30 protein-coding genes are annotated in these 21,893 nt (G+C 62.4%); 18 read left to right on the top strand and 12 right to left on the bottom strand.

Annotated features, from left to right (window positions below; translation table 11 throughout):
• The first annotated feature begins 25 nt into the window (after positions 1–25).
• Positions 26–649: a hypothetical protein gene (locus NKI72_RS06965; RefSeq protein ID WP_352588586.1), complete on the top strand. Its 624-nt coding sequence runs from the start codon at positions 26–28 to the stop codon at positions 647–649.
• A gap of 18 nt (positions 650–667) precedes the next feature.
• On the opposite strand, the gene NKI72_RS06970 is transcribed toward NKI72_RS06965, so the two are convergent.
• From NKI72_RS06970 to betI, 5 genes are all read right to left on the bottom strand, one after another.
• The gene (locus NKI72_RS06970) at positions 668–1,081 is read right to left on the bottom strand and encodes a DoxX family protein (RefSeq protein WP_352588583.1); all 414 of its coding nucleotides are present in this window, start codon (positions 1,079–1,081) and stop codon (positions 668–670) included.
• A 140-nt stretch (positions 1,082–1,221) separates the two neighbouring features.
• Positions 1,222–1,656, bottom strand: coding sequence for a DoxX family protein (locus tag NKI72_RS06975; RefSeq protein WP_352831828.1), 435 nt, complete (start codon positions 1,654–1,656; stop codon positions 1,222–1,224).
• 158 nt (positions 1,657–1,814) lie between these two features.
• Positions 1,815–3,212, bottom strand: a complete 1,398-nt coding sequence (gene fumC, locus NKI72_RS06980) for a class II fumarate hydratase (protein ID WP_352588580.1) — start codon at positions 3,210–3,212, stop codon at positions 1,815–1,817.
• A gap of 264 nt (positions 3,213–3,476) precedes the next feature.
• A complete protein-coding gene (locus tag NKI72_RS06985) occupies positions 3,477–4,235 on the bottom strand; it encodes an SDR family NAD(P)-dependent oxidoreductase (RefSeq protein ID WP_352831826.1) in 759 nt (252 codons plus the stop codon).
• 113 nt (positions 4,236–4,348) lie between these two features.
• Complete coding sequence (gene betI, locus NKI72_RS06990; protein WP_352541621.1) at positions 4,349–4,987, bottom strand: choline-binding transcriptional repressor BetI; 639 nt, start codon at positions 4,985–4,987, stop codon at positions 4,349–4,351.
• A gap of 86 nt (positions 4,988–5,073) precedes the next feature.
• Between betI and choX the strand changes: the two genes are divergently transcribed.
• From choX to NKI72_RS07005, 3 genes are all read left to right on the top strand, one after another.
• Positions 5,074–6,009 (top strand): choline ABC transporter substrate-binding protein, encoded by a 936-nt coding sequence (gene choX / locus NKI72_RS06995; protein WP_352831824.1) that lies wholly within the window; start codon positions 5,074–5,076, stop codon positions 6,007–6,009.
• Complete coding sequence (locus NKI72_RS07000; protein ID WP_352831822.1) at positions 6,006–6,866, top strand: alpha/beta fold hydrolase; 861 nt, start codon at positions 6,006–6,008, stop codon at positions 6,864–6,866. The genes choX and NKI72_RS07000 overlap by 4 nt, the downstream gene beginning before the upstream one ends.
• A gap of 223 nt (positions 6,867–7,089) precedes the next feature.
• The gene (locus NKI72_RS07005) at positions 7,090–8,322 is read left to right on the top strand and encodes an amidase (RefSeq protein WP_352850015.1); all 1,233 of its coding nucleotides are present in this window, start codon (positions 7,090–7,092) and stop codon (positions 8,320–8,322) included.
• Between the two features lie 46 nt (positions 8,323–8,368).
• Here NKI72_RS07005 and NKI72_RS07010 read toward each other — a convergent pair whose 3' ends face one another.
• Positions 8,369–9,163 (bottom strand): NIPSNAP family protein, encoded by a 795-nt coding sequence (locus NKI72_RS07010; protein WP_352850000.1) that lies wholly within the window; start codon positions 9,161–9,163, stop codon positions 8,369–8,371.
• On the opposite strand from NKI72_RS07010, the gene NKI72_RS07015 reads away from it, so the two are divergent.
• Positions 9,095–9,712, top strand: coding sequence for a hypothetical protein (locus NKI72_RS07015; protein ID WP_352831861.1), 618 nt, complete (start codon positions 9,095–9,097; stop codon positions 9,710–9,712). The two genes, NKI72_RS07010 and NKI72_RS07015, sit on opposite strands and share 69 nt — an antisense overlap.
• A gap of 186 nt (positions 9,713–9,898) precedes the next feature.
• Positions 9,899–10,492, top strand: a complete 594-nt coding sequence (locus NKI72_RS07020; RefSeq protein WP_352831856.1) for an LmrA/YxaF family transcription factor — start codon at positions 9,899–9,901, stop codon at positions 10,490–10,492.
• A 59-nt stretch (positions 10,493–10,551) separates the two neighbouring features.
• On the opposite strand, the gene NKI72_RS07025 is transcribed toward NKI72_RS07020, so the two are convergent.
• On the bottom strand, positions 10,552–11,145 hold the full coding sequence (locus tag NKI72_RS07025; protein ID WP_352831819.1) for a hypothetical protein: 594 nt from the start codon (positions 11,143–11,145) through the stop codon (positions 10,552–10,554).
• A 119-nt stretch (positions 11,146–11,264) separates the two neighbouring features.
• Between NKI72_RS07025 and NKI72_RS07030 the strand changes: the two genes are divergently transcribed.
• Positions 11,265–12,395, top strand: a complete 1,131-nt coding sequence (locus tag NKI72_RS07030) for a metallophosphoesterase (RefSeq protein WP_352472656.1) — start codon at positions 11,265–11,267, stop codon at positions 12,393–12,395.
• A gap of 63 nt (positions 12,396–12,458) precedes the next feature.
• Here the strand turns inward: NKI72_RS07030 and NKI72_RS07035 are convergent, their stop codons facing one another.
• Positions 12,459–12,638 (bottom strand): CsbD family protein, encoded by a 180-nt coding sequence (locus tag NKI72_RS07035; RefSeq protein WP_254820647.1) that lies wholly within the window; start codon positions 12,636–12,638, stop codon positions 12,459–12,461.
• 147 nt (positions 12,639–12,785) lie between these two features.
• On the opposite strand from NKI72_RS07035, the gene NKI72_RS07040 reads away from it, so the two are divergent.
• A complete protein-coding gene (locus tag NKI72_RS07040) occupies positions 12,786–13,454 on the top strand; it encodes a glutathione S-transferase family protein (protein ID WP_352541615.1) in 669 nt (222 codons plus the stop codon).
• Positions 13,455–13,537: 83 nt separating this feature from the next.
• The gene (locus NKI72_RS07045) at positions 13,538–14,293 is read left to right on the top strand and encodes an SDR family NAD(P)-dependent oxidoreductase (RefSeq protein ID WP_352743455.1); all 756 of its coding nucleotides are present in this window, start codon (positions 13,538–13,540) and stop codon (positions 14,291–14,293) included.
• 19 nt (positions 14,294–14,312) lie between these two features.
• On the opposite strand, the gene NKI72_RS07050 is transcribed toward NKI72_RS07045, so the two are convergent.
• On the bottom strand, positions 14,313–15,164 hold the full coding sequence (locus NKI72_RS07050) for a LysR family transcriptional regulator (protein WP_352743457.1): 852 nt from the start codon (positions 15,162–15,164) through the stop codon (positions 14,313–14,315).
• Positions 15,165–15,261: 97 nt separating this feature from the next.
• Between NKI72_RS07050 and NKI72_RS07055 the strand changes: the two genes are divergently transcribed.
• The 7 genes from NKI72_RS07055 (at position 15,262) to NKI72_RS07085 (ending at position 18,772) form a co-directional block, all read left to right on the top strand.
• On the top strand, positions 15,262–15,723 hold the full coding sequence (locus NKI72_RS07055) for a RidA family protein (protein WP_352850001.1): 462 nt from the start codon (positions 15,262–15,264) through the stop codon (positions 15,721–15,723).
• 66 nt (positions 15,724–15,789) lie between these two features.
• Positions 15,790–16,581 carry an SDR family oxidoreductase gene (locus NKI72_RS07060; RefSeq protein ID WP_352831815.1) on the top strand — a complete coding sequence of 264 codons (792 nt, stop codon included), beginning with the start codon at positions 15,790–15,792 and terminating at the stop codon, positions 16,579–16,581.
• A 440-nt stretch (positions 16,582–17,021) separates the two neighbouring features.
• Positions 17,022–17,231, top strand: a complete 210-nt coding sequence (locus NKI72_RS07065; protein WP_010915421.1) for a cold-shock protein — start codon at positions 17,022–17,024, stop codon at positions 17,229–17,231.
• Positions 17,232–17,579: 348 nt separating this feature from the next.
• Positions 17,580–17,807 (top strand): hypothetical protein, encoded by a 228-nt coding sequence (locus tag NKI72_RS07070; RefSeq protein WP_023677608.1) that lies wholly within the window; start codon positions 17,580–17,582, stop codon positions 17,805–17,807.
• Positions 17,807–18,214 carry a hypothetical protein gene (locus NKI72_RS07075; protein WP_352517839.1) on the top strand — a complete coding sequence of 136 codons (408 nt, stop codon included), beginning with the start codon at positions 17,807–17,809 and terminating at the stop codon, positions 18,212–18,214. The genes NKI72_RS07070 and NKI72_RS07075 overlap by 1 nt, the downstream gene beginning before the upstream one ends.
• Before the next feature lies 1 nt (position 18,215).
• Positions 18,216–18,380 carry a hypothetical protein gene (locus NKI72_RS07080; protein ID WP_023722752.1) on the top strand — a complete coding sequence of 55 codons (165 nt, stop codon included), beginning with the start codon at positions 18,216–18,218 and terminating at the stop codon, positions 18,378–18,380.
• 50 nt (positions 18,381–18,430) lie between these two features.
• On the top strand, positions 18,431–18,772 hold the full coding sequence (locus tag NKI72_RS07085) for a YkgJ family cysteine cluster protein (RefSeq protein WP_352517854.1): 342 nt from the start codon (positions 18,431–18,433) through the stop codon (positions 18,770–18,772).
• Positions 18,773–18,806: 34 nt separating this feature from the next.
• On the opposite strand, the gene NKI72_RS07090 is transcribed toward NKI72_RS07085, so the two are convergent.
• A complete protein-coding gene (locus NKI72_RS07090; RefSeq protein WP_352749496.1) occupies positions 18,807–19,736 on the bottom strand; it encodes an AraC family transcriptional regulator in 930 nt (309 codons plus the stop codon).
• A gap of 161 nt (positions 19,737–19,897) precedes the next feature.
• Between NKI72_RS07090 and NKI72_RS07095 the strand changes: the two genes are divergently transcribed.
• Both NKI72_RS07095 and NKI72_RS07100 read left to right on the top strand, forming a co-directional pair.
• The gene (locus tag NKI72_RS07095; RefSeq protein WP_352517837.1) at positions 19,898–20,317 is read left to right on the top strand and encodes a nuclear transport factor 2 family protein; all 420 of its coding nucleotides are present in this window, start codon (positions 19,898–19,900) and stop codon (positions 20,315–20,317) included.
• Between the two features lie 86 nt (positions 20,318–20,403).
• Positions 20,404–21,015, top strand: coding sequence for a LysE family translocator (locus NKI72_RS07100; RefSeq protein ID WP_352684918.1), 612 nt, complete (start codon positions 20,404–20,406; stop codon positions 21,013–21,015).
• Between the two features lie 26 nt (positions 21,016–21,041).
• On the opposite strand, the gene NKI72_RS07105 is transcribed toward NKI72_RS07100, so the two are convergent.
• Both NKI72_RS07105 and NKI72_RS07110 read right to left on the bottom strand, forming a co-directional pair.
• Positions 21,042–21,428: a nuclear transport factor 2 family protein gene (locus NKI72_RS07105; protein WP_352831813.1), complete on the bottom strand. Its 387-nt coding sequence runs from the start codon at positions 21,426–21,428 to the stop codon at positions 21,042–21,044.
• Positions 21,429–21,444: 16 nt separating this feature from the next.
• Positions 21,445–21,891 carry an OsmC family protein gene (locus NKI72_RS07110; RefSeq protein ID WP_352831811.1) on the bottom strand — a complete coding sequence of 149 codons (447 nt, stop codon included), beginning with the start codon at positions 21,889–21,891 and terminating at the stop codon, positions 21,445–21,447.
• Positions 21,892–21,893: the final 2 nt, after the last annotated feature.

Consider the following 21,893-nt stretch of genomic DNA (forward strand, 5'->3'; position numbering starts at 1 on the left):
CGAGCTCCACGCTTGGGAGAAGATCGTGAAATCCAGTCAAATCCTGCTGCTGCTTTCCATCCTGCCATTGTTGATTTTCGACGCGGCCAGAGCTCAGACGGTTTCCAAGGTTTCCGTTGCTGCAAAAGGCGCGTTTGAGTTTGACAAGAGTTATCCAAAAGCCGCAGACGGAAAAACACTGTTCAATTTGCTCACAGGTTTTCTAAAACCTAAAAGCGGACAAAAGATAAACTATTTTGTATTTAGAATAAGCGACGAAATGATCAAATTTCAAAGATCGATTTCGATGAACACGTTTTATGCGGACGTTAATCTCTGTCCTGGCGCTGTCGATCGAACCGTGTCCGTTCATCAGCCCCTCGGCAACTTTCTTGAGCCTGTCGCGGGCCGAATCGACCTGTTGCCATACGTTAAGAGGGCAAGCCTGATCCAACTGCGCAACTACCTGTATGTCGCGATTGACAGCAATCTTCGGAGCTACTCCCCCAAGGGGGCAGATCAATATGGATATGAATGGTTGCCGATCGCGGTACAAAGCAGACAGGTTTGCCTGACCATCAGCGTCGGCCGAATGGGGCATGGGGGCTTCCTCTCTCAGCCCATAAACATAACCAGGCTTGCGGAGTTCGTCTTTCTCGACAGCAAATGAGCCGAGCCGGGCGGCAGCTTAGCCAGTCCCTGCAGCCATCCGGCCGTCGGCCGACCATGCACCCGCGCCAGCCATCGCCAGCGCCAGAAAACCGCCTGATATCGCGATGTCCTTCATCAGCATCTGCGAATGCATGAAGGTCAGCGTCGGATCGCCGCCGCCCTGGCCATAGTGGCCGATGAACGCTGTCGCGACGCAAAAGGCGGCGAGCAGCAGCGCCACGATCGGCGTCTTGAAGCCGACGAGGATGAGCAGCCCGGCGATCAGTTCGAACAGCCCGGTGCCCCAGGCAGCCAGCGTCGGCAGCGGCAGGCCAAGGCCGGCGAAATAGCCGGTCGTGCCGGCAATGTCGGTCAGCGCGTGGAAGCCGGACGGCACGAACAGTGCGGCGAACAGCAGTCGGGAAAGCAAAAGCAGCGCATTGCGGGGCATGGTAACCTCCGTTGTCGGCCGGGTGGCCAAGAGCCCGATCCTAGCAGAATTCCGGTCAGCGGACCGACAGGCACAAACGACAACGAAAAAGGGGCGCGGAAAATTCCGCGCCCCTTTTGTTCAGGAAATGCTGGACTGCTTCAGCCGCGCTTGGCGTCGATCGAATACGCGCCTGGGCCCGAGGAGGCGAGCACGAGGAAGCCGCCGGCAATGCCGAGGTTCTTCATGAAATTGATCGTCTGCATCTGATCGGCCCAGCCGGTGTGGGCGACCAGCGCGGTGGCGACGGTGAAAATCGCCATTACCCAGCCGACGATCCGGGTCTGGAAGCCGACGAGGATGGCCAGGCCGCCAAGCAGTTCGATAAGGCCGACGACAATGGCGGTCACCATCGGCAGCGGCAGGCCAAGGCTGCCGAAATAGCCGGCGGTGCCGGCAATCGCCGTCAGCTTGCCGAAACCCGAAAGCAGGAAGATGACCGAAAGCAGGATGCGGCCGAGCAGGATCGTGCCCGAGGCGCCGGCGGCGGTGCCGGAACCGGCAAACGAAGTATTGGCGGACGTGCTGGTGGACATGCGTAACTCTCCAGAAGGATTTGGCCAAACGGCTTGGGATACCCGTCTAGTTAGCGCAGGCCGACTGTTCACCAAAGATGCCAGATTGGTTACGGATTGTTCACCAAGGTAACGTTTTCGCGATCAACACGGGTGTTGAGATCCAGGATATCAACGCCCTAGCCTGGATGCGTCATGTCCTCCGGCCGCACCAGCCGCTCATAATCGGCTTCGCTGACCAGCCCGGTGGCCAGCGCTTCCTGGCGCAGCGTGGTGCCGTTCTTGTGCGCCGCCTTGGCGATCTTGGCGGCGTTGTCGTAGCCGATCGTCGGCGCAAGCGCCGTCACCAGCATCAGCGAACGGTCGAGTGCTGCCTTGATGTTGTCTTCGCGGGCCTCGATGCCGACGACGCAATTGTCGGTGAACGACACGGAAGCGTCGGCCAGCAGCTGTACCGATTGCAGGAAACAATAGGCCATCAGCGGATTGTATACGTTGAGCTCGAAATGGCCCTGACTGCCGGCGAAGCTGATCGCCGCATTGTTGCCGAACACCTGCACGCAAACCTGCGTCATCGCCTCGCATTGGGTCGGATTGACCTTGCCTGGCATGATCGAGGAGCCCGGTTCGTTTTCCGGCAGCGACAATTCGCCGAGGCCCGAACGCGGGCCGGAGCCGAGCAGGCGGATGTCGTTGGCGATCTTGAACAGCGCCGCCGCGCAGGCATTGATGGCGCCGTGCGAGAAGACCATGGAATCATGGGCGGCCAGCGCCTCGAACTTGTTCGGCGCGGTGACGAAATCGATGCCGGTGATCGCGGCGATGCGCGCCGCCACCTTTTCGGCAAAACCGACCGGCGCATTGAGGCCGGTGCCGACCGCGGTGCCGCCCTGCGCCAGCTCCTGCAGGCCGGGCAGGGTCATTTCGATGCGCTTGACCGACGAGGCGACCTGCGCCGCGTAGCCGGAGAATTCCTGGCCAAGCGTCAGCGGCGTCGCGTCCTGGGTGTGGGTGCGGCCGATCTTGACGATGTGGGCGAAAGCCCTGGTCTTGGCCTCGAGTGCCGTATGCAAATGTCTTAGCGCCGGTAGCAGGTCGTGAGTGATGCGCTCGGCGCAGGCGATGTGCATGGCCGTCGGATAGGTGTCGTTCGACGACTGGCTCATGTTGACGTGGTCGTTGGGATGCACCGGCTTCTTCGATCCCATGACGCCGCCCAAAAGCTCGATCGCCCGGTTGGAAATCACCTCATTGGCGTTCATGTTGGACTGGGTGCCTGAGCCTGTCTGCCAGACGACCAGCGGGAAATGCTCGTTCAGCTTGCCGTCGATGACCTCCTGCGAGGCCTCGATGATGGCCTTGCCGATCGCCGGATCGAGCCGCTTCAGCTCCATATTGGCCTCCGCTGCCGCCCGCTTGACGATGCCCAGCGCCCGCACGATCGACGCCGGCTGTTTCTCCCAGCCGATCTTGAAATTGGCAAGCGAACGCTGCGCCTGCGCGCCCCAATAGCGGTCGGCGGCGACCTCGATGGGACCGAACGTGTCGGTTTCGGTTCTGGTCTCTGGCGCGCTCACGAAGTCTCTCCGGTTTGCAATTTGCAAACGGCGTATCGCGTTGCACAAATGCCTTCAAGCGGAGATTGCGGGTGACGGGAATGCAAATCGGTTGAAGGTGCTGGCAATCTCCCCACTTGAGGGGGAGATGTCGCCGAAGGCGACAGAAGGGGGCGGTCAGGTCTTGACGCAACTCCCATAGCGGACGGAACAGGCTGGTGTTCCACGCGAGACGACCCCTCTGGCCTGCCGGCCATCTCCCCCTCGAGGGGGGAGATCGCAACCTTACCCCGCCGTGTATCCTCCATCCACGGCGAAGATTCCGCCGCTGGTCCATGCCGCTTCGTCGCTGGCGAGATAGACCGCGATGCCGGCAAGGTCGCTGGTCCGGCCGATGCGGCCGAGCGGATAGCTGCGCTCGACATAGGCCTTGAGCTCGGCTTGCGCGGCCTCAGGCAGGTTTTCGATCGACCTGCGCCGCATCGCTGTGTCGACCGTGCCGGGCGCGATCGCGTTGACCCTTATGCCGCGCGGCCCGAGCTCGAAGGCGAGCGACTTGGTCAGCGAATTGAGCGCGCCCTTCGACAGCGAATAGAGGCTGGACGGCCGCTTCGGGATCATCTTGTGCGCGAAATAGGACGAGATGTTGATCACCGAAGCCGCACCCGGCGCGAGATGCGGCAACAGCCGTTGGGTGAGAAAGAATACCGCCGTGACGTTGAGCGCGAATGACTGCTGGAACTGGTCCTCGCTGACGGTCTCGAACGGCACAAGGAACGCTACGCCGGCATTATTGACGAGGATATCGACAGGTGGGCCGCGCCTGGCATGCTCGACCACGGCATCGATGCCGGCAATGGCCGACAAATCGGCCGACAGCGTGTCGACATTATCCCCGAGCTGCTTGCGGGCGGCGTCGAGTTTTTTGCCGTCGCGGCCGACGATCAGCACGTCCGCGCCTTCGCGCAAGAAAGCCTCGGCGATTGCCAGCCCGATCCCGTCCGAGCCGCCGGTGACCAGTGCCCGTTTGCCGCCTAGTCTCATCCAACACTCCCGCGTATTGCCGTCTTGTCTGGTAAAGGAGAGCAGCGCCGTTGCCGATTGTGGTCAAGCCGCCGGCTTATCCTTCAATATGAACTTTCGGCTGATGCGCCTGTCTATTCGGCAGCGGCTGCACCGCGCCGAACAGCCAGCCGCGTAGCGACGAAATCCTTCACCTGATGAATGGCCTGTTCTCGCGTGACGCTGCCGGGTTGCAGGCCAAGCCGCAACCACAGCCCGTCGATCAGGGCGGTGACGCCGAAAGCGATCTCGTCAGCATCGCGTGCCGGCGCCAGACCGCGCAGGCCGGACAGCAGGTTGGAGCGCATGCGCGCATGGATCACCTTCTGGATGCGGGCAAGCTTTTCGTCGCGCGGAACCTCCGCGCAAAGTGAAAGCCAGGCGTGGCAGAGGGACGGCTGGAAGAGATGCGGCTCGAAATTGCCTTCGATGATGGCCTCTATCCGTTGCATTGGCGTGCGCGCCTGTCTCAGCCGCTCGACCACCGCATGCCGCAGCACCAGGTTCGATTCGCGCATGGCATGCTCGAACAGCTCCCGCTTGCTGTTGAAATAGTGCAGCACGATGCCTTTCGACGCGCCGGCCTGTGCCGCCACTTTTTCTATGGTGGCGCCAGCTATGCCTTCGCGCTGAAGCACGGCAAAGGCGGCTTGCCGCAGCTCCTTGCGGCGTATGTCGCTGAGACGCTTGAGTTTCACGGGCCGGATCCATGCATCGAAAACCGACGTTGACATTTTCGTCCGTCGAGATCAAGAATTGACCAGTGGGACAATATAAAAACCAGGCGGTCAACACTGTTGGTGAAATGAGGAGAACCGAAATGCTTCGTAGCCTTGGAATGGGCGCCTCGCTCTGCGTCCTGCTGGCGATCCGGCCGGCCTTTGCGGCTGAACCTGAGCAATGCGAGGTCGTGCGCATGGCCGAGCCTGGATGGAACGACCTTGCCTTCACCACCGGCGTCACCAGCGTCTTGCTCGATGCGCTCGGCTACAAGCCGGCAAGCTCGCTTCTGGGCATCAACGTCATCTATGAATCCTTGAAGAACAATGATTTGGACGTGTTCCTTGGCTATTGGGATCCGGCGATGATCACCTACTACGAGCCCTATAAGAAGGACGGCTCGGTAGACGATGTGCGCGTCAATCTCGTCGGCGCCAAATACACCTTTGCCGTGCCGAGTTACGTGTGGGAGGCCGGCGTCAAGGATTTTGCCGACCTGCAAAAGTTCGCCGACAAATTCGGCAGGAAGATGTACGGCATCGAGCCGGGCTCGAACCAGCTGATGATGGACGCCATCGCCGATAAGTCGCTCGGCCTCGATGGCTGGCAGGTCGTCGAATCGAGTGAAGCCGGCATGCTTTCCGAGGTCGGCTACGAGATCAAGGAAAAGCGCTTCATCGTCTTCCAGGGCTGGGCGCCGCATCCAATGAACACGATGTACGACTTCAAATATCTGAGCGGCGGCGACAAGTTCTACGGCCCGAACTTCGGCGCCGCGACGGTGACGACGCAGGTGCGCAAGGGCTATCTGCAGCAATGCCCGAATGTCGGGCAGTTGCTGAAGAACCTCGCCTTCGATATCGATTTCGAAAATCTCGGCATGGGCTATCTCATCAACGACGGCATGAAGCCGGAGGAAGCCGGCCTGAAGGCCCTCAAGGAGAATCCGGATAGGCTCGGCGCCTGGCTTGCCGGTGTCACCACATTCGATGGCAAGCCCGCGCTCGACGCAGTCAAGCAGCAGCTCGGCCTGTGATATCGGCCGATCAGGCGGGCTGGAACGGCCGCAAGCGCAGGGTCGGTGCCGGCCGCACTGAAACGGCCTGCGTCGAAATCGCCGGGCAGGAGCCCGCGCTGGTGCTGGTGCACGGCTTCTCCGACACGAGCCGCAGCTTCTCCTTGCTGGCGCCGCATCTCGCCGGGCGCCGGCTTGTCATTCCAGACCTGCGCGGGCATGGCGCCTCGCTGGCCGGGACACGCGGCTTCGCCCCAGCGGATTTCGCGGAAGATGTGGCGAGTTTGATCGAGCGATTGCGGCTCGAGCGGCCGGTTCTGGTCGGGCATTCCCTGGGCAGTATGGTGGCGATCGAGGCAGCCGCACGCTACGCCGAGATGATCGGCGGCCTGGTGCTGATGGCCGGAACGCTACGGCCGCAGATCGGTGAGGACCACCCGATGACCATTGGTGTGCGGGCGCTTCGAGACCCGATATCGCCGGCCGATCCGTTCTATGACTATTGGCATGCCTGCGAGGCCGAGGTTCCAGCGGAATTCCTGACCATGACTGCGGAGGAGGCGTCAGCCATGCCGGCGGCACTCTGGCGCGCAATCCTGGAGCAGGTTCGGCGCATCGATCTGACCGACAAGGCGCGCATGCTGCGCCTGCCGGCGCTTGTCATTGCTGGCGCGCACGACCTGCTCTTCGACGAAACGCACCAACGGCGGCTCCTCGAAGAAATCCCTAGCGCCGCGTTCGTGAGCGCGGTGCGATGCGGACACAACCCGCACTGGGAGGATCCGGCATTGGTCGCGGCAGCCATCGGCCGGTATTTCAAGCTCGGTACCAAAGCTGGACCCCAGCCGACAGCCGAAGCGACAGGTAGTCCGGGCTGAGAGCAGTCATGAATCTTTCCGAATACGTGGCGTTGGATGCCGTCGCCCTGGCCGCGCATGTTCGCTCGGGCGAATTATCCGCCGTCGAGGTCGTCGAGGCGGCTATCGAAGCGATCGAAAGCGTCAATCCCGCCCTCAATGCCGTGACGCTGATCGATGCGGACCGGGCGCTTTCCGTTGCGGCAAGCTGCAACCGGCAGGCGGCACTCGCCGGCATTCTTTTCTGGTCAAGGACACCGGCGTCAATGTACGGGAGTGGCCGACGACGCACTCGTCGCTCTACTTCAAGGATGCCGCGCCGAAGCCCGACAGCGAGATCGTCCGGCGCTGGCGGGCCGCCGGTCTGATCTTGCTGGGCAAGACAAACACGCCTGAATTTGCCAACGACTTCGTCACCGAACCCAGCTTTCGCGGCCCCACCTCGAACCCCTGGGATCCTTCGCTGACGGCGGGCGGCTCAAGCGGCGGAGCTGCTGCCGCGGTGGCGAGCGGCATGGTGCCGGTCGCCCACGGTTCCGATATCGGCGGATCGATCCGGGTGCCGGCTGCCTGTTGCGGCGTGTTCGGCATGAAGCCGTCGCGCGGGCTCACGCCTGTCGGGCCTGGTCGAGGTCAGGTCGGCGCCGGGCTCTACGCCGAGAACGTCCTGTCCCGCACCGTTCGCGACAGCGCCGCCATGCTGGACATGACTGCCGGTCCAGAACAAGGAGCGCCTTACTCCGTGTCCAAATCGGTGCCGTCCTACCTGGATTGGTTGTCTTCGCCCGGCGAGCGTCTGCGCGTCGCGTGCCTGGCGCACCGGCCGGACGGCACGCCCGTCGCGTCCGAGATCGGGGCAAAATTCCAGGAAGCCATGATCCTCCTCGAGGAAATGGGGCACGAGGTCACAGAGGCGCGTTTCCCGCGGGAAGCCAGCGCCGAAGCGGACTGGAGCATCTTCTGGATGTCGGAGATCGCGCGGCTGGTTGACGAGCGCGCCGACGAGATCGGGCGGATGCCGGGGGCCGGCGAAATCGAAAGCCTGACTCGTCACGCGCTCGACTGTTTTCGGCGATCCTCGGCCGCCGATTATCTCAGGGCGCAGGACCATGTGCACAGCGCTTCGCTGGCGATGGCGATGGCGTTCGATGGGTTCGACCTGATCATCACGCCGACGACGGCCGAGCCTACGCCCCGGCTTGGCGCCATCCATGGCGATGGTGCTCTCTTCGATTACGAGGCTTGGGCGAGCCGGGCCTACGGCTTTGCGCCTTTCACAGAAATCTTCAACGTCACCGGCCAACCGGCCGCCAGCCTGCCGCTTTTCCAGTCGAAAGACGGCCTGCCGATTGGCATCCAGCTCATTGGCCGCAAGAACGAGGATCACCGGCTGCTGCGCGTTTGCCTTGATCTGGAGCAGGCAACCGCATGGACCACGCGTTACCAGGTGATCCATGGCAGGCATTTTCAGGCGTGAACCAGACAGGGGTTCAGTGCACATAGGTGGCTTTCAACGGCGTTGGTCACGCCGGCGTTGGCTGTCCGAGCAGCGACCGCGCCGTGGGCGCCAGGCGCAGAACCTCCACGGGCCTGGCCAAATCCCGCTGCGCGGCCTGCTCGAACACTTGCCACTCCGGGGATGCGGCCAAGGCTGCCTCATGGCGGGCATGCGCTTCGGTGCTGTCGAAACCCGTGATGCTGATGAAGACGTTTTCGCCGGCCCGCACCGGCAACCGCGGAAAGCTGTTTTCGGCATGCTCGGTAACGAAGGCGGCGAGCGGCGACGCGCCAAATGCGGCGAGCACCGGAAGGGCCGCGGTCTGGAAGTCATTGGCGAAACGGGCTTCCAGGCCCGGTTGCAAATGATGAATCCTGATGACAACAATTGCCTGCAAATCGCTGCTTGCGCTCGGTTTTTCGAGGTCCGCCTGGGGTAATCGTTTCGATCCCGAGAGGTCTAGGTTCGCGCCCGGCCAGGCCGGCTTCAGCAGCAGCACGTCGTCGGATGAGATCATCGTGGCGTTGGCGGCGTCGCGCCACGCAGCCCAGACCGGCCCGTCGTAGAAGGCGGTCAGAGCGTTTTTCCGCGCTTCCATACCGTCGAAGCCGCGCAGCCAGACGAACATATCCGGCCGGTCGAGATCGCGGAACTGGCCGATGATGGTCATCCCCGCGCTTTCCTGGCCCTCGATCAGGTAACCGTCGAAGATGCCGATCAGCGTCTCGCGCCTGCCGGGTTTCAGCGTGTATTGCCTGAGTTCGACGACGGGCGAGGCGAGCAGATCGGATTTAGGCACGGCGTTCAAAGGCAGGTTCATCGCTTAATCTCCAAAACAGGACAGTCATCCTGTTTTACAAAACAGACTGGTTGTCCTGTTTTGTCAATCTGCTATCGTGTGAAGATGTCAGCAGAGATATCCGCTCGCCCAAGTTCGCGTGCTCAAAAACGCACCAACGACCCCGAAGGCATGCGCAAAAAGGTGCTCGATGTGAAGCAGCCAGAAGCGCCAAGGGACCCCGAAAGAGAATACGTTGAGGCTGCCATATTGCACCGTCAACTACTTGAAATGGGGGATGTCAAAGGATCGAATGCGGCTCACGACCGCTTAATCCGCGCAATAAGAGAGATCAGGAACCGACCTGATCTTGGCCGATCTTTTCTGTTGGGAACCCTGAGGCATACAGACGAAAATGTCAGGTTCTGGAGTGCCGGGCACCTTTTGCCACTCGAAGAAAAAATGGCTCTTGCCGATTTGAAGAGCCTCGCAAGAGACGCGAAATCGTCGGTGGTTAGTTTAAGTGCCGATGTGACCGCAACGGAGTGGCGAAGAGGCACGCTGAATATTGATTGGTTCATGAAAGAGTAGAAGCAGCGCCTCGTCCGAATCGATCACTGGGCGTTGGCGGCGTCGCGCCAAGCAAACCCTACCGGCTGTTTTACAAAACAGACCGGTTGTCCTGTTTTGTCAATCTGCTATCGTGTGAAGATGTCAGCAGAGATATCCGCTCGCCCAAGGTCGCGGGCTCAAAAACGCACCAACGACCCCGAAGGCATGCGCAAAAAGGTGCTCGATGTCGCCGAGGAGGCGTTTCAGGCACGCGGCTATCATGCGTCCAGCATGGGCGACCTGATGGCGACGGCGGGCGTCACCGGCGGCGCGCTGCACCACCATTTCGCGACCAAGAAGGCGCTGGCGCTCGCAGTGATCGAGGAGCGGGTCGCCGCCGCCGTAGAAGAGACATGGATCGCGCCGGTGCGGATGGCTCCCTCAGCGCGCGAGGGCGTGCGCTCCGTGTTCGCGGCCGTCGCGGCGGAGCTGGAGCGGCAGGGTTTCGTGCGCGGCTGCCCGCTCAACAACCTGGCGCATGAACTGTCGCTTGCCGATCCGGATTTCCGCATTGCCCTTGCCAGCATTTTTTCTACCTGGCGTCAGGTGATCGCCGACAAGATCAGGGCCGACCAGCAGGCGGGCCGGGAACAGGGCATCGATCCGCAGCGCTTCGCAGCGTTGGCTGTCGCCAGCTATTCCGGCGCCATGTCGATGGCCAAGACCGCGCAGGACGCAAGCGTGCTGCGCGATTGCCTGATGGCATTGGAACAGGGAGTCACGAGGCGACGTCGCAGGATACTGCACAGAGCGCTTTAACGCTGGCAGGACAGAGGCCGCAGTCGCTGATATCGCGACCGAGGCGGGAGGCCGAGCTCTTAATTCGGCAGCGGCTTGATCAGCTCGTAGCCGACCACGCTTTCGGCGCTAGTGCCCTCGTCATAGCGCCTGGCCACAACTGCCTGCAGGTCGGGTGCGTAAAGCGCGGTGAACTCGTCCCGCGTCTCGCCGGCCTCGCTCCTGATCGTCTGGTTGACCGCGAGTACGGAGTATTTGCAGTCACCCAGGCTGAACGTCTCCTTGCCCTTGACGTTGATCTCCAGCGTCTCGGTGCCCTTCGGCGGCTTGTTCGGTGCAAGACGGGCAAACACGATCTTGCTCTTGGCACCCGCCTTCAGCGGGAACACCTTCCTGAGATCGGAAAACGGGATCATCGCCAGCTGCCCCGTGCTGCTGTCGCGAAACACCTCGATCAGCCCGCCGAACAGGTACTGCGACTGCGGCGATTGCGACTGGTATTTGTTGGCAACCGCCACCATTCCGCCCGCCGCCGGGCGAAATTCGCTGTGGATGCCGGGCCTTTCGAGAATGAAGCCGGCCTTGGCCGATTTGGCGTCGATGCACCCGGCGCCATGCGCTGCGCTCGTCACCGCCAGAATCGCCATTGTCATGCCGATGGATGTAGCTTTCATGGCGTCCTCCTTTGCCCGCGCAAGTTGAATGCCGAAAGCAATGCCAGACCTGGGAGAACGTGTCGACATACTTTACGAGCAACTGGACTGCCGGTCCCCGTCGTGCTGAATTTTAGCGCATGATGCATCGCATTCCCGCCCGGCCGGTTTCCCGGCGCAGGTTCCTGATGCAGGCAGCGGGCCTTGCCGCGGCCGGCGCCGTTTCGCACCCGGCCTTCGGCCAGACCGGCCAGCGCATCCCGCCGATCGACGCCACCTTCTTGTTTATCGCCGATGTCCATGCCTGCCGCACGGCGAACGGATTGAGCCCGCATTGCGAGCAGGAGGGCAAGACCGACGCTGCCTTGCTGCGCAACGTCGCCGCACTCAACGGCGTCGGCGACAGGCAATGGCCGGCTGAAATCGATGGCGTTGCCACCGGCCTGCGCTCGACGGGCAACATCGGCACGCCGCTCGGCCTGGTCGTTGGCGGCGACATCACCGATGATGGCGGCGGCCAGATCACCCAGCCCAGCGAGGGCACGCAACTGCTTCAGTTCAGCCAGCGCTACCAGCAAGGCGTCGGCCCCGACCGCGTGCACATGCCGGTCTATGTCGGCCTCGGCAACCACGACCTCGACCAGAACGGCCCGCGCTCGCATGTCGACTGGTACCGCCGCGAAATGCGCGACTACGTCGAGGTCAACCACCGCCCCGGCGTGTTCTTCAAGCCGCCTGCGCCGGCGACCGACTACGATGTCGGGACCGATTGCTATTCATGGGATTGGGGCGGCCTGCATCTTGTCCAGACGCACCGTTTCGCCGGCGATACCGGCCATGGCGCCACCAGCAGCCTGCCATGGCTGAAGCAGGACCTGGCAACCTATGCCGGCGACGGCCGCCCGGTCATCCTGTTCCAGCATTATGGCTGGGATACTTTTTCGATCGAAAGATGGGACGCCGCCGAGAAAACCTTCGACGACGGCGGCAAGGGTCCGCCCCACTGGTGGAGCGAAGCCGACAGGCAGGCGCTGCTGGCTGTGCTGAAGGGTTACAACGTCGTCGGCATCTTCCATGGCCACCAGCACGCGACGCCGATGATCTACCACCGTGACGGGGTCGACTTGTTCAAGCCGAAGGCCGCCTTCATGGGCGGCTTTGCGTTGGCGCGGGTGACGGGAAACAGCATGGATGTGGTGCTGGGCGAAGCCGCCGGAGATCATGGCGAGGTCACCTTCACCAATGCATACAGCAAAAGCCTGACTTTCTGACGGGCAGGAGAGGGCCAAAAAAGGCGGCCGAGCCGCCTCTTCCTGGTTCACGAAGGGCCGGCGTCAAAGCGCCTTCTTCACCTTGTCCTTCACGTCGCCGTAAGCCTTCTGCATCTTGCCGGTGGCCTTGTCGACGTCGCCTTCGGCCTCGGTGCGCCTGTTGCCGGTGGCCTTGCCGGCGGTCTGCTTGACCGAGCCCTTGGCTTGCTTGGCAACGCCGGCAACCTGATCCTTGTTCACCATCTCGCATCTCCTGGACCGTTCGCCTGGAGAAACGGTCGCGGATCGCTTAGGTTCCGGGTTCTGCCCGTCGATTGGGATAGCTTCCGGCCGCGAAGCCGACAGGATAGGGTGCACCAGAACGCCCGAACAGACAGGGCCGGAGGGACAATGGCTGAATTCACGCTCTTCATCGGCAACAAGTGTTTTTCGTCGTGGTCACTGCGGCCGTGGCTGGCGATGAAGCATCTGGAGATCCCGTTCGAGGAAGGTCTTGTGCGCCTGCGCACGCCCGAGACCGCGGCCAATCTGGCCAGGATATCGCCGACCGGCCAGGTGCCGGTGCTGAACCATCGGCTGCCGAATGGCGAGGTCCGGATCGTCTGGGAAACCCTTGCCATCCTTGAATATCTTGCTGAGCTGTTTCCCGAGAAAAAGCTCTGGCCGGCCGACATCGGCGCCCGCGCGCTGGCCCGCTCGGCGGCGACAGAGATGCATTCCGGCTTTCGCGAGGTCCGCTATGGCTGGCCGATGAATTTGCGCCGGCCGAAAGGCCACAAGCCGCTCGACGCCGAAGGTGAGGCGCAACGGGCGCGCATCGAAGGGCTATGGCGCGAATGCCGCGAAAAATACGGCAAAGGCGGGCCGTTTCTGTTTGGCCGTTTCACCGCGGCCGATGCCATGTACGCGCCGGTCGTCACCCGCTTCGACACCTATGGCGGCACGCTGGCGCCCGACACCCGCGCCTATGTCGACGCCGTGCTTTCAATACCGGCGATGCGCCACTGGTATGCCGAGGCGGCGAAAGAGCCTTGGCCGGAGCCCGGTCCCGACGAATAGAGCCGAGCAACCGAGGAGCCGGTCTTCCGCTTTGCGGCCCACGGCCTATCTGAAGCTCGGGCAGGGGCCTTGGAGACTTCACAATGACTTCTGTTTCTTCCGCACTGGCCGGCAAGGTCGCACTCGTCACCGGCGCCTCCTCGGGCATCGGCGAGGCAACCGCTGTGGCGCTCGCAGCCGCCGGGGCCAAGGTGGCGATTGCCGCACGTCGCGCCGATCGTCTCGAAGCGCTGGCCGCACGTATCGAAAAGGCCGGCGGCACGGCGCTCCGCATCGAGGCCGACGTCACCAGCAACGACGATGTCACCGCCATGGTCGACAAGGTTGTCACCGAATGGGGCCGCCTCGACATCCTCGTCAACAATGCCGGGGTGATGCTTCTGTCGCCGGCCGCCGAGGCGTTGCTCGACGACTGGCGCCGCATGATCGAGCTCAACCTGCTGGCGCTGATGGGCGTCACCAAGGCGGCGCTGCCGCATCTCAGGGCCGCCAAGGGTCACATCGTCAATGTCTCGTCGATCGCCGGCCGCGTCGCCAATCCCGGCGCCAGCGGCTATGCCGCAACCAAGTTCGGCGTCGTTGGCTTTTCCGAATCGCTGCGCCGCGAAGTCTATGCCGATAAGGTTCGCGTCACCGTCATCGAGCCTGGCCTTGTGCGCACCGAACTCGGCGACCATGTCACCAACCCGGCGGCGAAGGCCGGGCTCGACCAGCGGCTCGCCGCCATGGAGGCGCTGACCGCCGAGGACATCGCCGCGGCCATTCTCTACGCCGTGGGCCAGCCGGCACACGTCAACGTCAACGAGATCGTCATCCGCCCGACTGACCAGGAACGGTGAACGGCGTCAGATATTTTCGCTACGCCTCAAATCCCGCCCGCAGGAAATCGCCACACTCCTCGACCAGCCGCGACGGGTCCCTCGCGAGGTAGACGCCGAAATCCGCCATCGGCGCCGGCGGCAGGTTGAAGCGTCCGTTGAGGCTTTGGCAGTCGGGCGGTAGTCCTTCCTGCAGCAGAAGGCCGATGCCAAGCCCGGCCCTCAGCGCCGAGATCAGCGTCGCGAAAGTCGACACGCGGCAGCCGATCTTCCAGCCGATCCCGGCCTCGGCGAGCGAGGCCAGCATTCTGTCCTGCCAGGAGCAGGCGCCTTCGAAGATGATCAGCGGAAGCTCGACCTCGTCATCGATCTCGATCATGCGGCTTGCCGCCCAGACCAACTGTCGTGACAGATGGCCTCGCGGCGCCTTTGTGAAGCGCGCCGGATCGGCCATGACGATGTCGCATTTTCCTTCGCCCAGCGACTTGCTGAGATCGCTGCTGCTGGCTGATGTCAGCTCGATCTCCACGGAAGGATGCCGGCGGCGGAAGTCGGCAATGATCAACGGCAGCCGTGTCACCGCCAAATCCTCGACGATGCCCAGCCGGACACGGCCGACCAGCCTGCGGCCTTCTATCTCGCGCCTGGCATCGTCGCCGATCGCGATGGCCTTGCGGGCGAAGGCGAGCAGGATCTCGCCGGCCTCGGTCAGCGTCACGCCGCGCGGCGAACGGCGCAGCAGCTCGGCGCCGACTTCACCCTCGAGGCGCTGAAGCTGCATACTCACCGCCGCCTGGGTGCGGGCAAGCCGATCGGCGGCCCGGCTCACCGTTCCCGTATCGGCCACGGTGACGAAGGCGCGCAGCAGCCTGATGTCGATATCTCTAGTCATAAGAATTCCTGATAGCTGTGTCAGCACTATCAGGCTACCCGAAAGCCCGATCTGAATTCAAGGTCCGCTCGCACCAACGAAAACAGGAGCAGCCACCTTGTCCTACAGACGAAGATTTGAGGAGTTCGGTGTTGCCTGGCCGTCGCTCGATCGGCCCGCTTTGCCGTTCTCGCCGACGGTTCGGGTCGCAGACATCGTCTATGTCTCCGGTCAGATCCCCGAGATCGGGCAGGAGATCGCTGCGATCGGCCAGGTCGGCGCAGAGATCGTTCTGGCCGCGGCGCGGAACGCCGCCCGGCTCTGCGCGGCCAACATCGTCTATTGGCTCGACAAGGAACTGGACGGCAATCTCGACCGTGTTGTGAAATTCGCCAAGCTGACCGTCTATGTGAACGCGGCGGCCGGCTTTGCGGCCTATTCGGAGGTCGGCAACGGAGCATCCGAATTTCTGCTCCATGTTTTCGGCGAGCGTGGCGAGCATGCCCGCTGCTCGCTCGGCATGGCCGGCTTGCCGGCCAATGTTCCGGTCGAAGCCGACGCCATTGTGCATGTCCACTGATGCACGCCCAAAGCATGCACTCAGGGCTTATCCGGGAGTGCGCAGTGAAACCAGAGGAGGCTTGGCTTGATAAGTACAAATCTTGAGGGGCGGAAGGCGCTGGTTCTCGGAGGAGGCAAGGGCCTGGGTTTCGGCGTCGCCGAAGCGCTCGCGGCGAAAGGCGCGGAGATCATCCTGGTCGGACGAGGGGAGGAGACCCTGGATGCGGCGCGGCGCGCGATCGAGTCCGCCGGCCCCGTCTGCTCGACCTTCAGCGCCGATCTTTCCGATAACGACAGCGTCTCCCGGCTGATCCGTGCCGTCGAGGACGAGCATCAGCGGATCGACATCGTCCTGCTCAATGGCGGCGGCCCGCCGCCCTTCGCGGCCAGCGTCTTCGATGCGAGCGTCTGGGAAAAGCAGTTCACCAGCATGGTGCTGAGCCAGATGCGCATCGCCATTTCTTTCCTGCCAGGCATGCGGGCACGGCGCTGGGGACGCATCATCGCCGTTTCCTCCACGTCCGTCCGCGAGCCGATCCCCGGCCTCACCGCTTCGAATGCGTTGCGCGCGTCGCTTGCCGGCTGGGCCAAGACCCTGGCCGGCGAAGTGGCGGCGGACGGCGTCACCGTCAACCTGTTGCTGCCTGGCCGTTTTGCGACGGACCGGACGAAGCGGTTCGACGCGATGGACGCCGCCGACAGGGGTGTGGACGCTGCTGTGATCGCCGCCGAGAGTCAGGCCGAAATCCCGGCAAAGCGCTACGGCACCCCCGCCGAATTCGGCGCGGTTGCCGCGTTCCTGGCCAGCGACGACGCCGCCTATATCACCGGCGTGGCTTTGCCGGTGGATGGCGGGCTCAGCCGGGCCATGCTGTGAGGGGCAGGGTGCAGCGGCGCGAATGGTCGCATCACAGGAACGCCCCTCGTGCCTTTTATCTGCGCGGGGGGCGTCCTGTTTGTCGTCCGCCTTTTCTCAAGATCGCTCTTTCGAGAACGGCGTTCGACACCGAAAAAAATGCCCCGGCGCCAAAATGGTTCCCGGCTGATTGGTTTTTTCGGCGGGCAATAGCCCGGCTTTCGCCGTCCGATGTGCTGGCGCGGGCCGCCGCCGCGCGTCTCCGCGAGTGTGGCAAATCAAAAAAATTGACACAACGCGCAAAGAAGTCTATAAGAATTTTGTCGATATTTGTTTGACCGACTTTTGTTATCCGCGTGCCTAGGCGCGCCTTTGGCGAACTTCCCCCATCAAAGTCGAGACAAACGTTGTTGTGCATCCGCATGACGGCGAACGAATATTTGCCATGGAAAGGGTTCGTTATGAGCACAGGCACAGTTAAATGGTTCAACGCCACCAAGGGTTTTGGTTTTATTCAGCCTGACGACGGTTCTGCCGACGTTTTCGTCCACATCTCAGCCGTCGAGCGCGCCGGAATGCGCGACATCGTCGAGGGCCAGAAGCTTGGCTACGAGATGGTCCGCGACAACAAGTCGGGCAAGATGTCCGCCGACCAGTTGAAGGCGGCCTAAAACGGAATTCAGCCTCACCGGTGACCACGGATGTACTGGCACCGGTGAATGGCAAATTCCAGCGCACGATCGCGGGATGTTAAATCTCGGAGCGGATCATGTGCATTGAGAAGAACGTTTCTTTGCGCGTTTCTCGGGATGCGCAGGCGCTCTTATGGAAGGTCAGGCGGTGCCTGGCCTTTTTCATTTTTGCGCTTCGACCGCCGAAAGAGCGCTGCTCGACGGCCCGGACGTGCTAAGGACGTTCCAGCAATTTGAACCGGCTGCCGTATTGCTTTGTGCGGGATCCTGGCCGAAAGACCAGTCTCGCCACTTTTCGGCGGCGTGCTCCGAACCGGGAGAAAGACCTTGACCGCAACTTCAAAAAAACCCCGCGACCAGGCCGAATCCATTTTCAGCAAGACGCGGACCCAGTCGATGTCGCTCGACCGCATCAATTCCGAACGGGATGCCGTCAGCCAGGCCCGCGAAGCCAAGACCGCGCGGCTGCGCGAATTGCGGCTGGAGAAGGAAGCCGACGACATGGCGGCGGCGGTTGCGCTCGCGGCCTCGCCGAAACGCGCAGGCAAACGCTGATGGCCACCAAACGCGTGCCTCAAAAGGCGATCGCCGCAGATTCGACCATCGCCGATGTCGTGGGCGAACTAGACAAGCCGGTCGAATATGTCCGGCGCGTGCTCGAAAAGCTCGAGCGCTGCAGGCGTGTCCACGGCGATGCCCAGGTTCGGCTCGGCGTGCGCGGTCGTGCCGAATGCCCCAATTATCTGATTGAATACGTCCGGGAAAACGCCAAGACCCGCGAGCGCATGACCTTTCAGGATGCCGCTTACAGCGGCAGCACGCATCGCGAGCTGGCGCCCCGGCACATCGAGGAAGCCAGGAACTGGTCGCCCGAAGAAATGAACATCACGGCCGTTTCGGCGCTCATCGGCCGCCTTCGCAATCCGAATGCGCCATCATCGCGTTTCTCTGACGAGGATTGATATGGCAATCAAGTTTTCCGCCAAGGGCCAGCCGGCAGCGCCTGCTGCCGCCGTGAAGCCGGCCAAGCCGGCGGCCGCGCCAAAAACCGGCGAAGCCGCCGAAGCGGGCACCGATCTGTTCAGGTCGCCGGCGGAAGCACCGCCGCGCAAGCCCAAGAAGAAATAGCGTCCTTGCAGCAAAATGCCGACCGGAAATCTGCGCCAAGGCTGCTTGCCCTGGCGGTCGCAGAGGAGTTTTCGTCGCCACAAGAGGGCGTCGGTCCGATTGCCTTCGATTGCCAGACCTGTGGCGCCTGCTGCGCCTACTCGTCCAGATGGCCGCGCTTCTCCACCGAGGATGACGCGCAGCTCGACCTTATCCCGCAAAAATACGTGGCTGCCGACGAAGCCGGTATGCGCTGCGACGGCGCGCGCTGTTCGGCACTGTGCGGCGAGGTCGGCAAGTCAACGGCCTGCGGCATCTACGACATCCGCCCCGACGTCTGCCGCGCCTGCATGCCGGGCGATGACGACTGCCTGATCGCGCGTCGGGCTCACGGTCTGCCGACGCTTGAATGACGGCCCTCGGGCTGGCGTCCCAGTTTGAATTTCGTCAATCAGATGCGCGAAAGTCGCTGCGGTAGAGGCCGGGCGATCGTCCGGTCAATCGTTTGAATGCCTGCGAGAACGACGGCACCGATTCATATCCGACGGCGCGCCCGATCTCGCCAATGTTCTGGTTCGTTTCCCGCAGAGCCTTGGCGGCAAGGTTCATCCGCCACCGGGTCACATAGGACAGCGGCGGCTGTCCTACCAGTTGAGCGAAGCGACGCGCGAAGGTGGCCCGGGACTGTGCTGCGCCGCTGGCAAGGGAAGCGATGGTCCAGGGATTGCCCGGCCGCTCGTGGATCAGGCGCAAAGCCTGCGCAATGCCTTTGTCGCGCAAGGCGCCAAACCATCCCCCTGTTCCGAGTGGCTGATGTTCGATCCAGGCGCGCAACAAGAAGATCAACGTGCTGTCGAGAAGGCGTGGGGCGACAATGTCGTGGCCGCCGAGATCGCCTTTCGCTTCGACCTGCAGAAGTTCCAGGGCAAGCCGCAGCGGCTCGCTGGTGTCGATCTGATTCCGGGTCAAATGAATCAGCGGAGGAAGCAGCGAAACCATCGGATATGGCCCGACGCCGTCGAGTGAATATCTCGCACAAAGAAGAGTTGTCGCGCCGCTCTCGCTTTTCGGTTCCAGTCCGCTCCGATTTGCGGAAAGGACGGCGGATATCGATGCCGTCGGTGCATCCGCCGGATTGCAAAGGGCATGCCCGATACCGCTCGCGACAAGGATGACATCTCCCTCGCCTAAGCGGATCGGCTCCCTTTCACCGGCTAACCGCAGCCAGCATTCGCCGTTCTGTATGACGTGGATGGCGGCATTCCTTGTCGGATCCACCGAAATACCCCATGGCCGATGCAGGGTCGCGCTGCCGATCATGGCGCTGCCAAATCTCAGCGAAGCAAGAACTTCGGACAAGGCGTCCATGAGAACCATCCTCCAACGATGAATAGGACGACGCTATTAGACGATTGGATAAGAATCTAGTGGAATAGCGTATCGACCATCTCACAATCGCAACAGATCATGTTGGCAATGTCGGCGTGCGGACGCTCCTGTCCACACCGGGCAGAAGCAGGCACGGGAAGGAGCAAAACATGCGTGACGAACCATCAAATCCATTTCCAGCCGAGAGTCATAATTCGCTCGAGACCAACAAGACGATCGTCCTGGACTTCATCGACAAAGCAGTAAACCAAGGCAACATCGAAGCTGCTTCGATGCATTTTGGCGAACGCTACATCCAACACAATCCGAACATTGCGGATGGTGCGGAAGGCTTCAAAGCCTATCTGCAGCAGCTCAAACAGTCATTTCCCCTCGTGAAGGGAGAGGTGAAGCGGATTTTTGCCGAAGGGGATTTCGTCATCGTGCACATGCACGCAAAACGCGAACCGGAGGAGGAGGGCTTGGCCATTGTCGACATTTTCAGGCTGAAGGACAGCAAGCTGGTCGAACACTGGGAAGTTCGGCAGCCCATCGCGGATAGCAAGCTGCACGCCAATAGCATGATCTGAATGCGGACAGGCTCTCAGGCTGGCTTGTGCCCGCACGTTTCGCTGATTACGCTGCCGGCGGCGGGGCCAGCACCGGGAGACCATCTGTGAGCATCGAATTTCTGTTGACGTCGCTGATTGTCGTGGCTTCGCCCGGCACCGGCGTTCTCTATACGCTGAGCGCCGGGCTTTCACGTGGTGCGCGCGCCAGCATCATTGCCGCTTTCGGCTGCACGCTCGGCATCATTCCGCACATGGCGGCCGCCATCACCGGCCTCGCGGCACTGCTGCATACCAGTGCCGTCGCCTTCGAGACGCTGAAATATCTCGGCGTCGCCTACCTGCTCTACATGGCCTGGAACACGCTGAAGGAGAAGGGCGGCCTGAGCGTCGAAGAAAATGTCGCGCCGCGCTCGGCCGGCAAAGTGATCACTTCGGGCATCCTCATCAACATCCTCAACCCAAAACTGTCGATCTTCTTCTTTGCCTTCCTGCCGCAATTCGTCAGCACCACCGAACCGCATGCGCTGTCGAAGATGCTGGAACTCAGCAGCATCTTCATGCTGCTCACCTTCGTGGTCTTTGTCGGCTACGGCGTTTTCGCGGCGTCAATCCGCAGCCATGTCGTGTCGCGGCCAAAGGTGCTGACCTGGATGCGCCGTACCTTCGCCGGAGCCTTTGTCATGCTCGGCGCCAAACTGGCGCTGGCGGACCGGTAGACAGGAAGGTCGCGGGCAGCGCAAATCTATCCCTTCACATAGCCCATGGCCTCGACAATCTGCCCGTCCGCCACGCGCATCAGGTTGACGCCGCGTAGCGAATTGCCGTCGGCCATCCAGTAGCGCCAGCGGATCGTCGCCCGATCACCGGCGACGAAAGTTTCTTCAATGTCGAAGCGCGTGCCGGGTCCGGTTGCGATCGCCGACCACAGTTCGACGCAGGCGCCCTTGCCGATGCGGCGGGCGCCGTCCGGGGCCGGCGTGGTGTTCTCGATCACGCAATCTTCCGCCACCAGATCGTCGAGCGCCGACGGGTCGTGGCGCTGGAAGACGTCGTTGTAGCGCCGCATGATCTCGGCCGTTTCGGCGGAGCGTTTGGCGGCGGCGACGTCGATGACGAGTTCCTGTGTCATTGGATATTCCTTCCCTTCAGTGATCGGTAGCGGTTTCGATGAGGCGGGCCTTGAGCGTGATCACTGCGACGCCGGCCAGCGCCCGCGACACGAGGCAGCTCTCCTTGGCCGTCTGCGCCAGCCGCTCGAACTCCCCCGCCGCCAACCCGGCGACGCTTGCCTCGGTCTCCAGCTCGATGCGGGTCAGCGTCGGTCCGGCCGCGGTGGCGCCGAGATGCGCTTTGGCGATCGTGTGGATGCGTGCGGGAGTGTAACCTTCGCGGCCGAGGACGGTGCTCAGCGCCATCGAGAAGCAGCCGGCATGCGCCGCCCCAATCAATTCCTCGGGGTTGGTGCCGGGACCGTTCTCGAAACGCGACGGGAACGAGTAGGCGCCTTCGAAGACGCCGCTGCCGAGCTTCAGCCGGCCCGAACCTTCCTTCAACGATCCCTGCCATTGGGCCTTTGCTTCACGAATGGTCATTG

This window comes from Mesorhizobium sp. M0437, from assembly GCF_040321335.1.
Lineage (GTDB): Bacteria > Pseudomonadota > Alphaproteobacteria > Rhizobiales > Rhizobiaceae > Mesorhizobium.

Coding starts and splice junctions, on each gene's coding strand:
- choX (WP_352831824.1), top strand. CDS start 5,074: ATGCTTCGTAGCCTTGGAATGGGCGCCTCGCTCTGCGTCCTGCTGGCG.
- NKI72_RS06975 (WP_352831828.1), bottom strand. CDS start 1,656: ATGTCCACCAGCACGTCCGCCAATACTTCGTTTGCCGGTTCCGGCACC.
- NKI72_RS07035 (WP_254820647.1), bottom strand. CDS start 12,638: ATGGTGAACAAGGATCAGGTTGCCGGCGTTGCCAAGCAAGCCAAGGGC.
- NKI72_RS07065 (WP_010915421.1), top strand. CDS start 17,022: ATGAGCACAGGCACAGTTAAATGGTTCAACGCCACCAAGGGTTTTGGT.
- NKI72_RS07010 (WP_352850000.1), bottom strand. CDS start 9,163: ATGAACCTGCCTTTGAACGCCGTGCCTAAATCCGATCTGCTCGCCTCG.
- NKI72_RS06970 (WP_352588583.1), bottom strand. CDS start 1,081: ATGCCCCGCAATGCGCTGCTTTTGCTTTCCCGACTGCTGTTCGCCGCA.
- NKI72_RS07025 (WP_352831819.1), bottom strand. CDS start 11,145: ATGAAAGCTACATCCATCGGCATGACAATGGCGATTCTGGCGGTGACG.
- betI (WP_352541621.1), bottom strand. CDS start 4,987: ATGTCAACGTCGGTTTTCGATGCATGGATCCGGCCCGTGAAACTCAAG.
- NKI72_RS07045 (WP_352743455.1), top strand. CDS start 13,538: ATGACTTCTGTTTCTTCCGCACTGGCCGGCAAGGTCGCACTCGTCACC.
- NKI72_RS07050 (WP_352743457.1), bottom strand. CDS start 15,164: ATGACTAGAGATATCGACATCAGGCTGCTGCGCGCCTTCGTCACCGTG.
- NKI72_RS07105 (WP_352831813.1), bottom strand. CDS start 21,428: ATGACACAGGAACTCGTCATCGACGTCGCCGCCGCCAAACGCTCCGCC.
- NKI72_RS07040 (WP_352541615.1), top strand. CDS start 12,786: ATGGCTGAATTCACGCTCTTCATCGGCAACAAGTGTTTTTCGTCGTGG.
- NKI72_RS07020 (WP_352831856.1), top strand. CDS start 9,899: ATGCGCAAAAAGGTGCTCGATGTCGCCGAGGAGGCGTTTCAGGCACGC.
- NKI72_RS07080 (WP_023722752.1), top strand. CDS start 18,216: ATGGCAATCAAGTTTTCCGCCAAGGGCCAGCCGGCAGCGCCTGCTGCC.
- NKI72_RS07030 (WP_352472656.1), top strand. CDS start 11,265: ATGATGCATCGCATTCCCGCCCGGCCGGTTTCCCGGCGCAGGTTCCTG.
- NKI72_RS07090 (WP_352749496.1), bottom strand. CDS start 19,736: ATGGTTCTCATGGACGCCTTGTCCGAAGTTCTTGCTTCGCTGAGATTT.
- NKI72_RS07110 (WP_352831811.1), bottom strand. CDS start 21,891: ATGACCATTCGTGAAGCAAAGGCCCAATGGCAGGGATCGTTGAAGGAA.
- NKI72_RS07075 (WP_352517839.1), top strand. CDS start 17,807: ATGGCCACCAAACGCGTGCCTCAAAAGGCGATCGCCGCAGATTCGACC.
- NKI72_RS07095 (WP_352517837.1), top strand. CDS start 19,898: ATGCGTGACGAACCATCAAATCCATTTCCAGCCGAGAGTCATAATTCG.
- NKI72_RS06985 (WP_352831826.1), bottom strand. CDS start 4,235: ATGAGACTAGGCGGCAAACGGGCACTGGTCACCGGCGGCTCGGACGGG.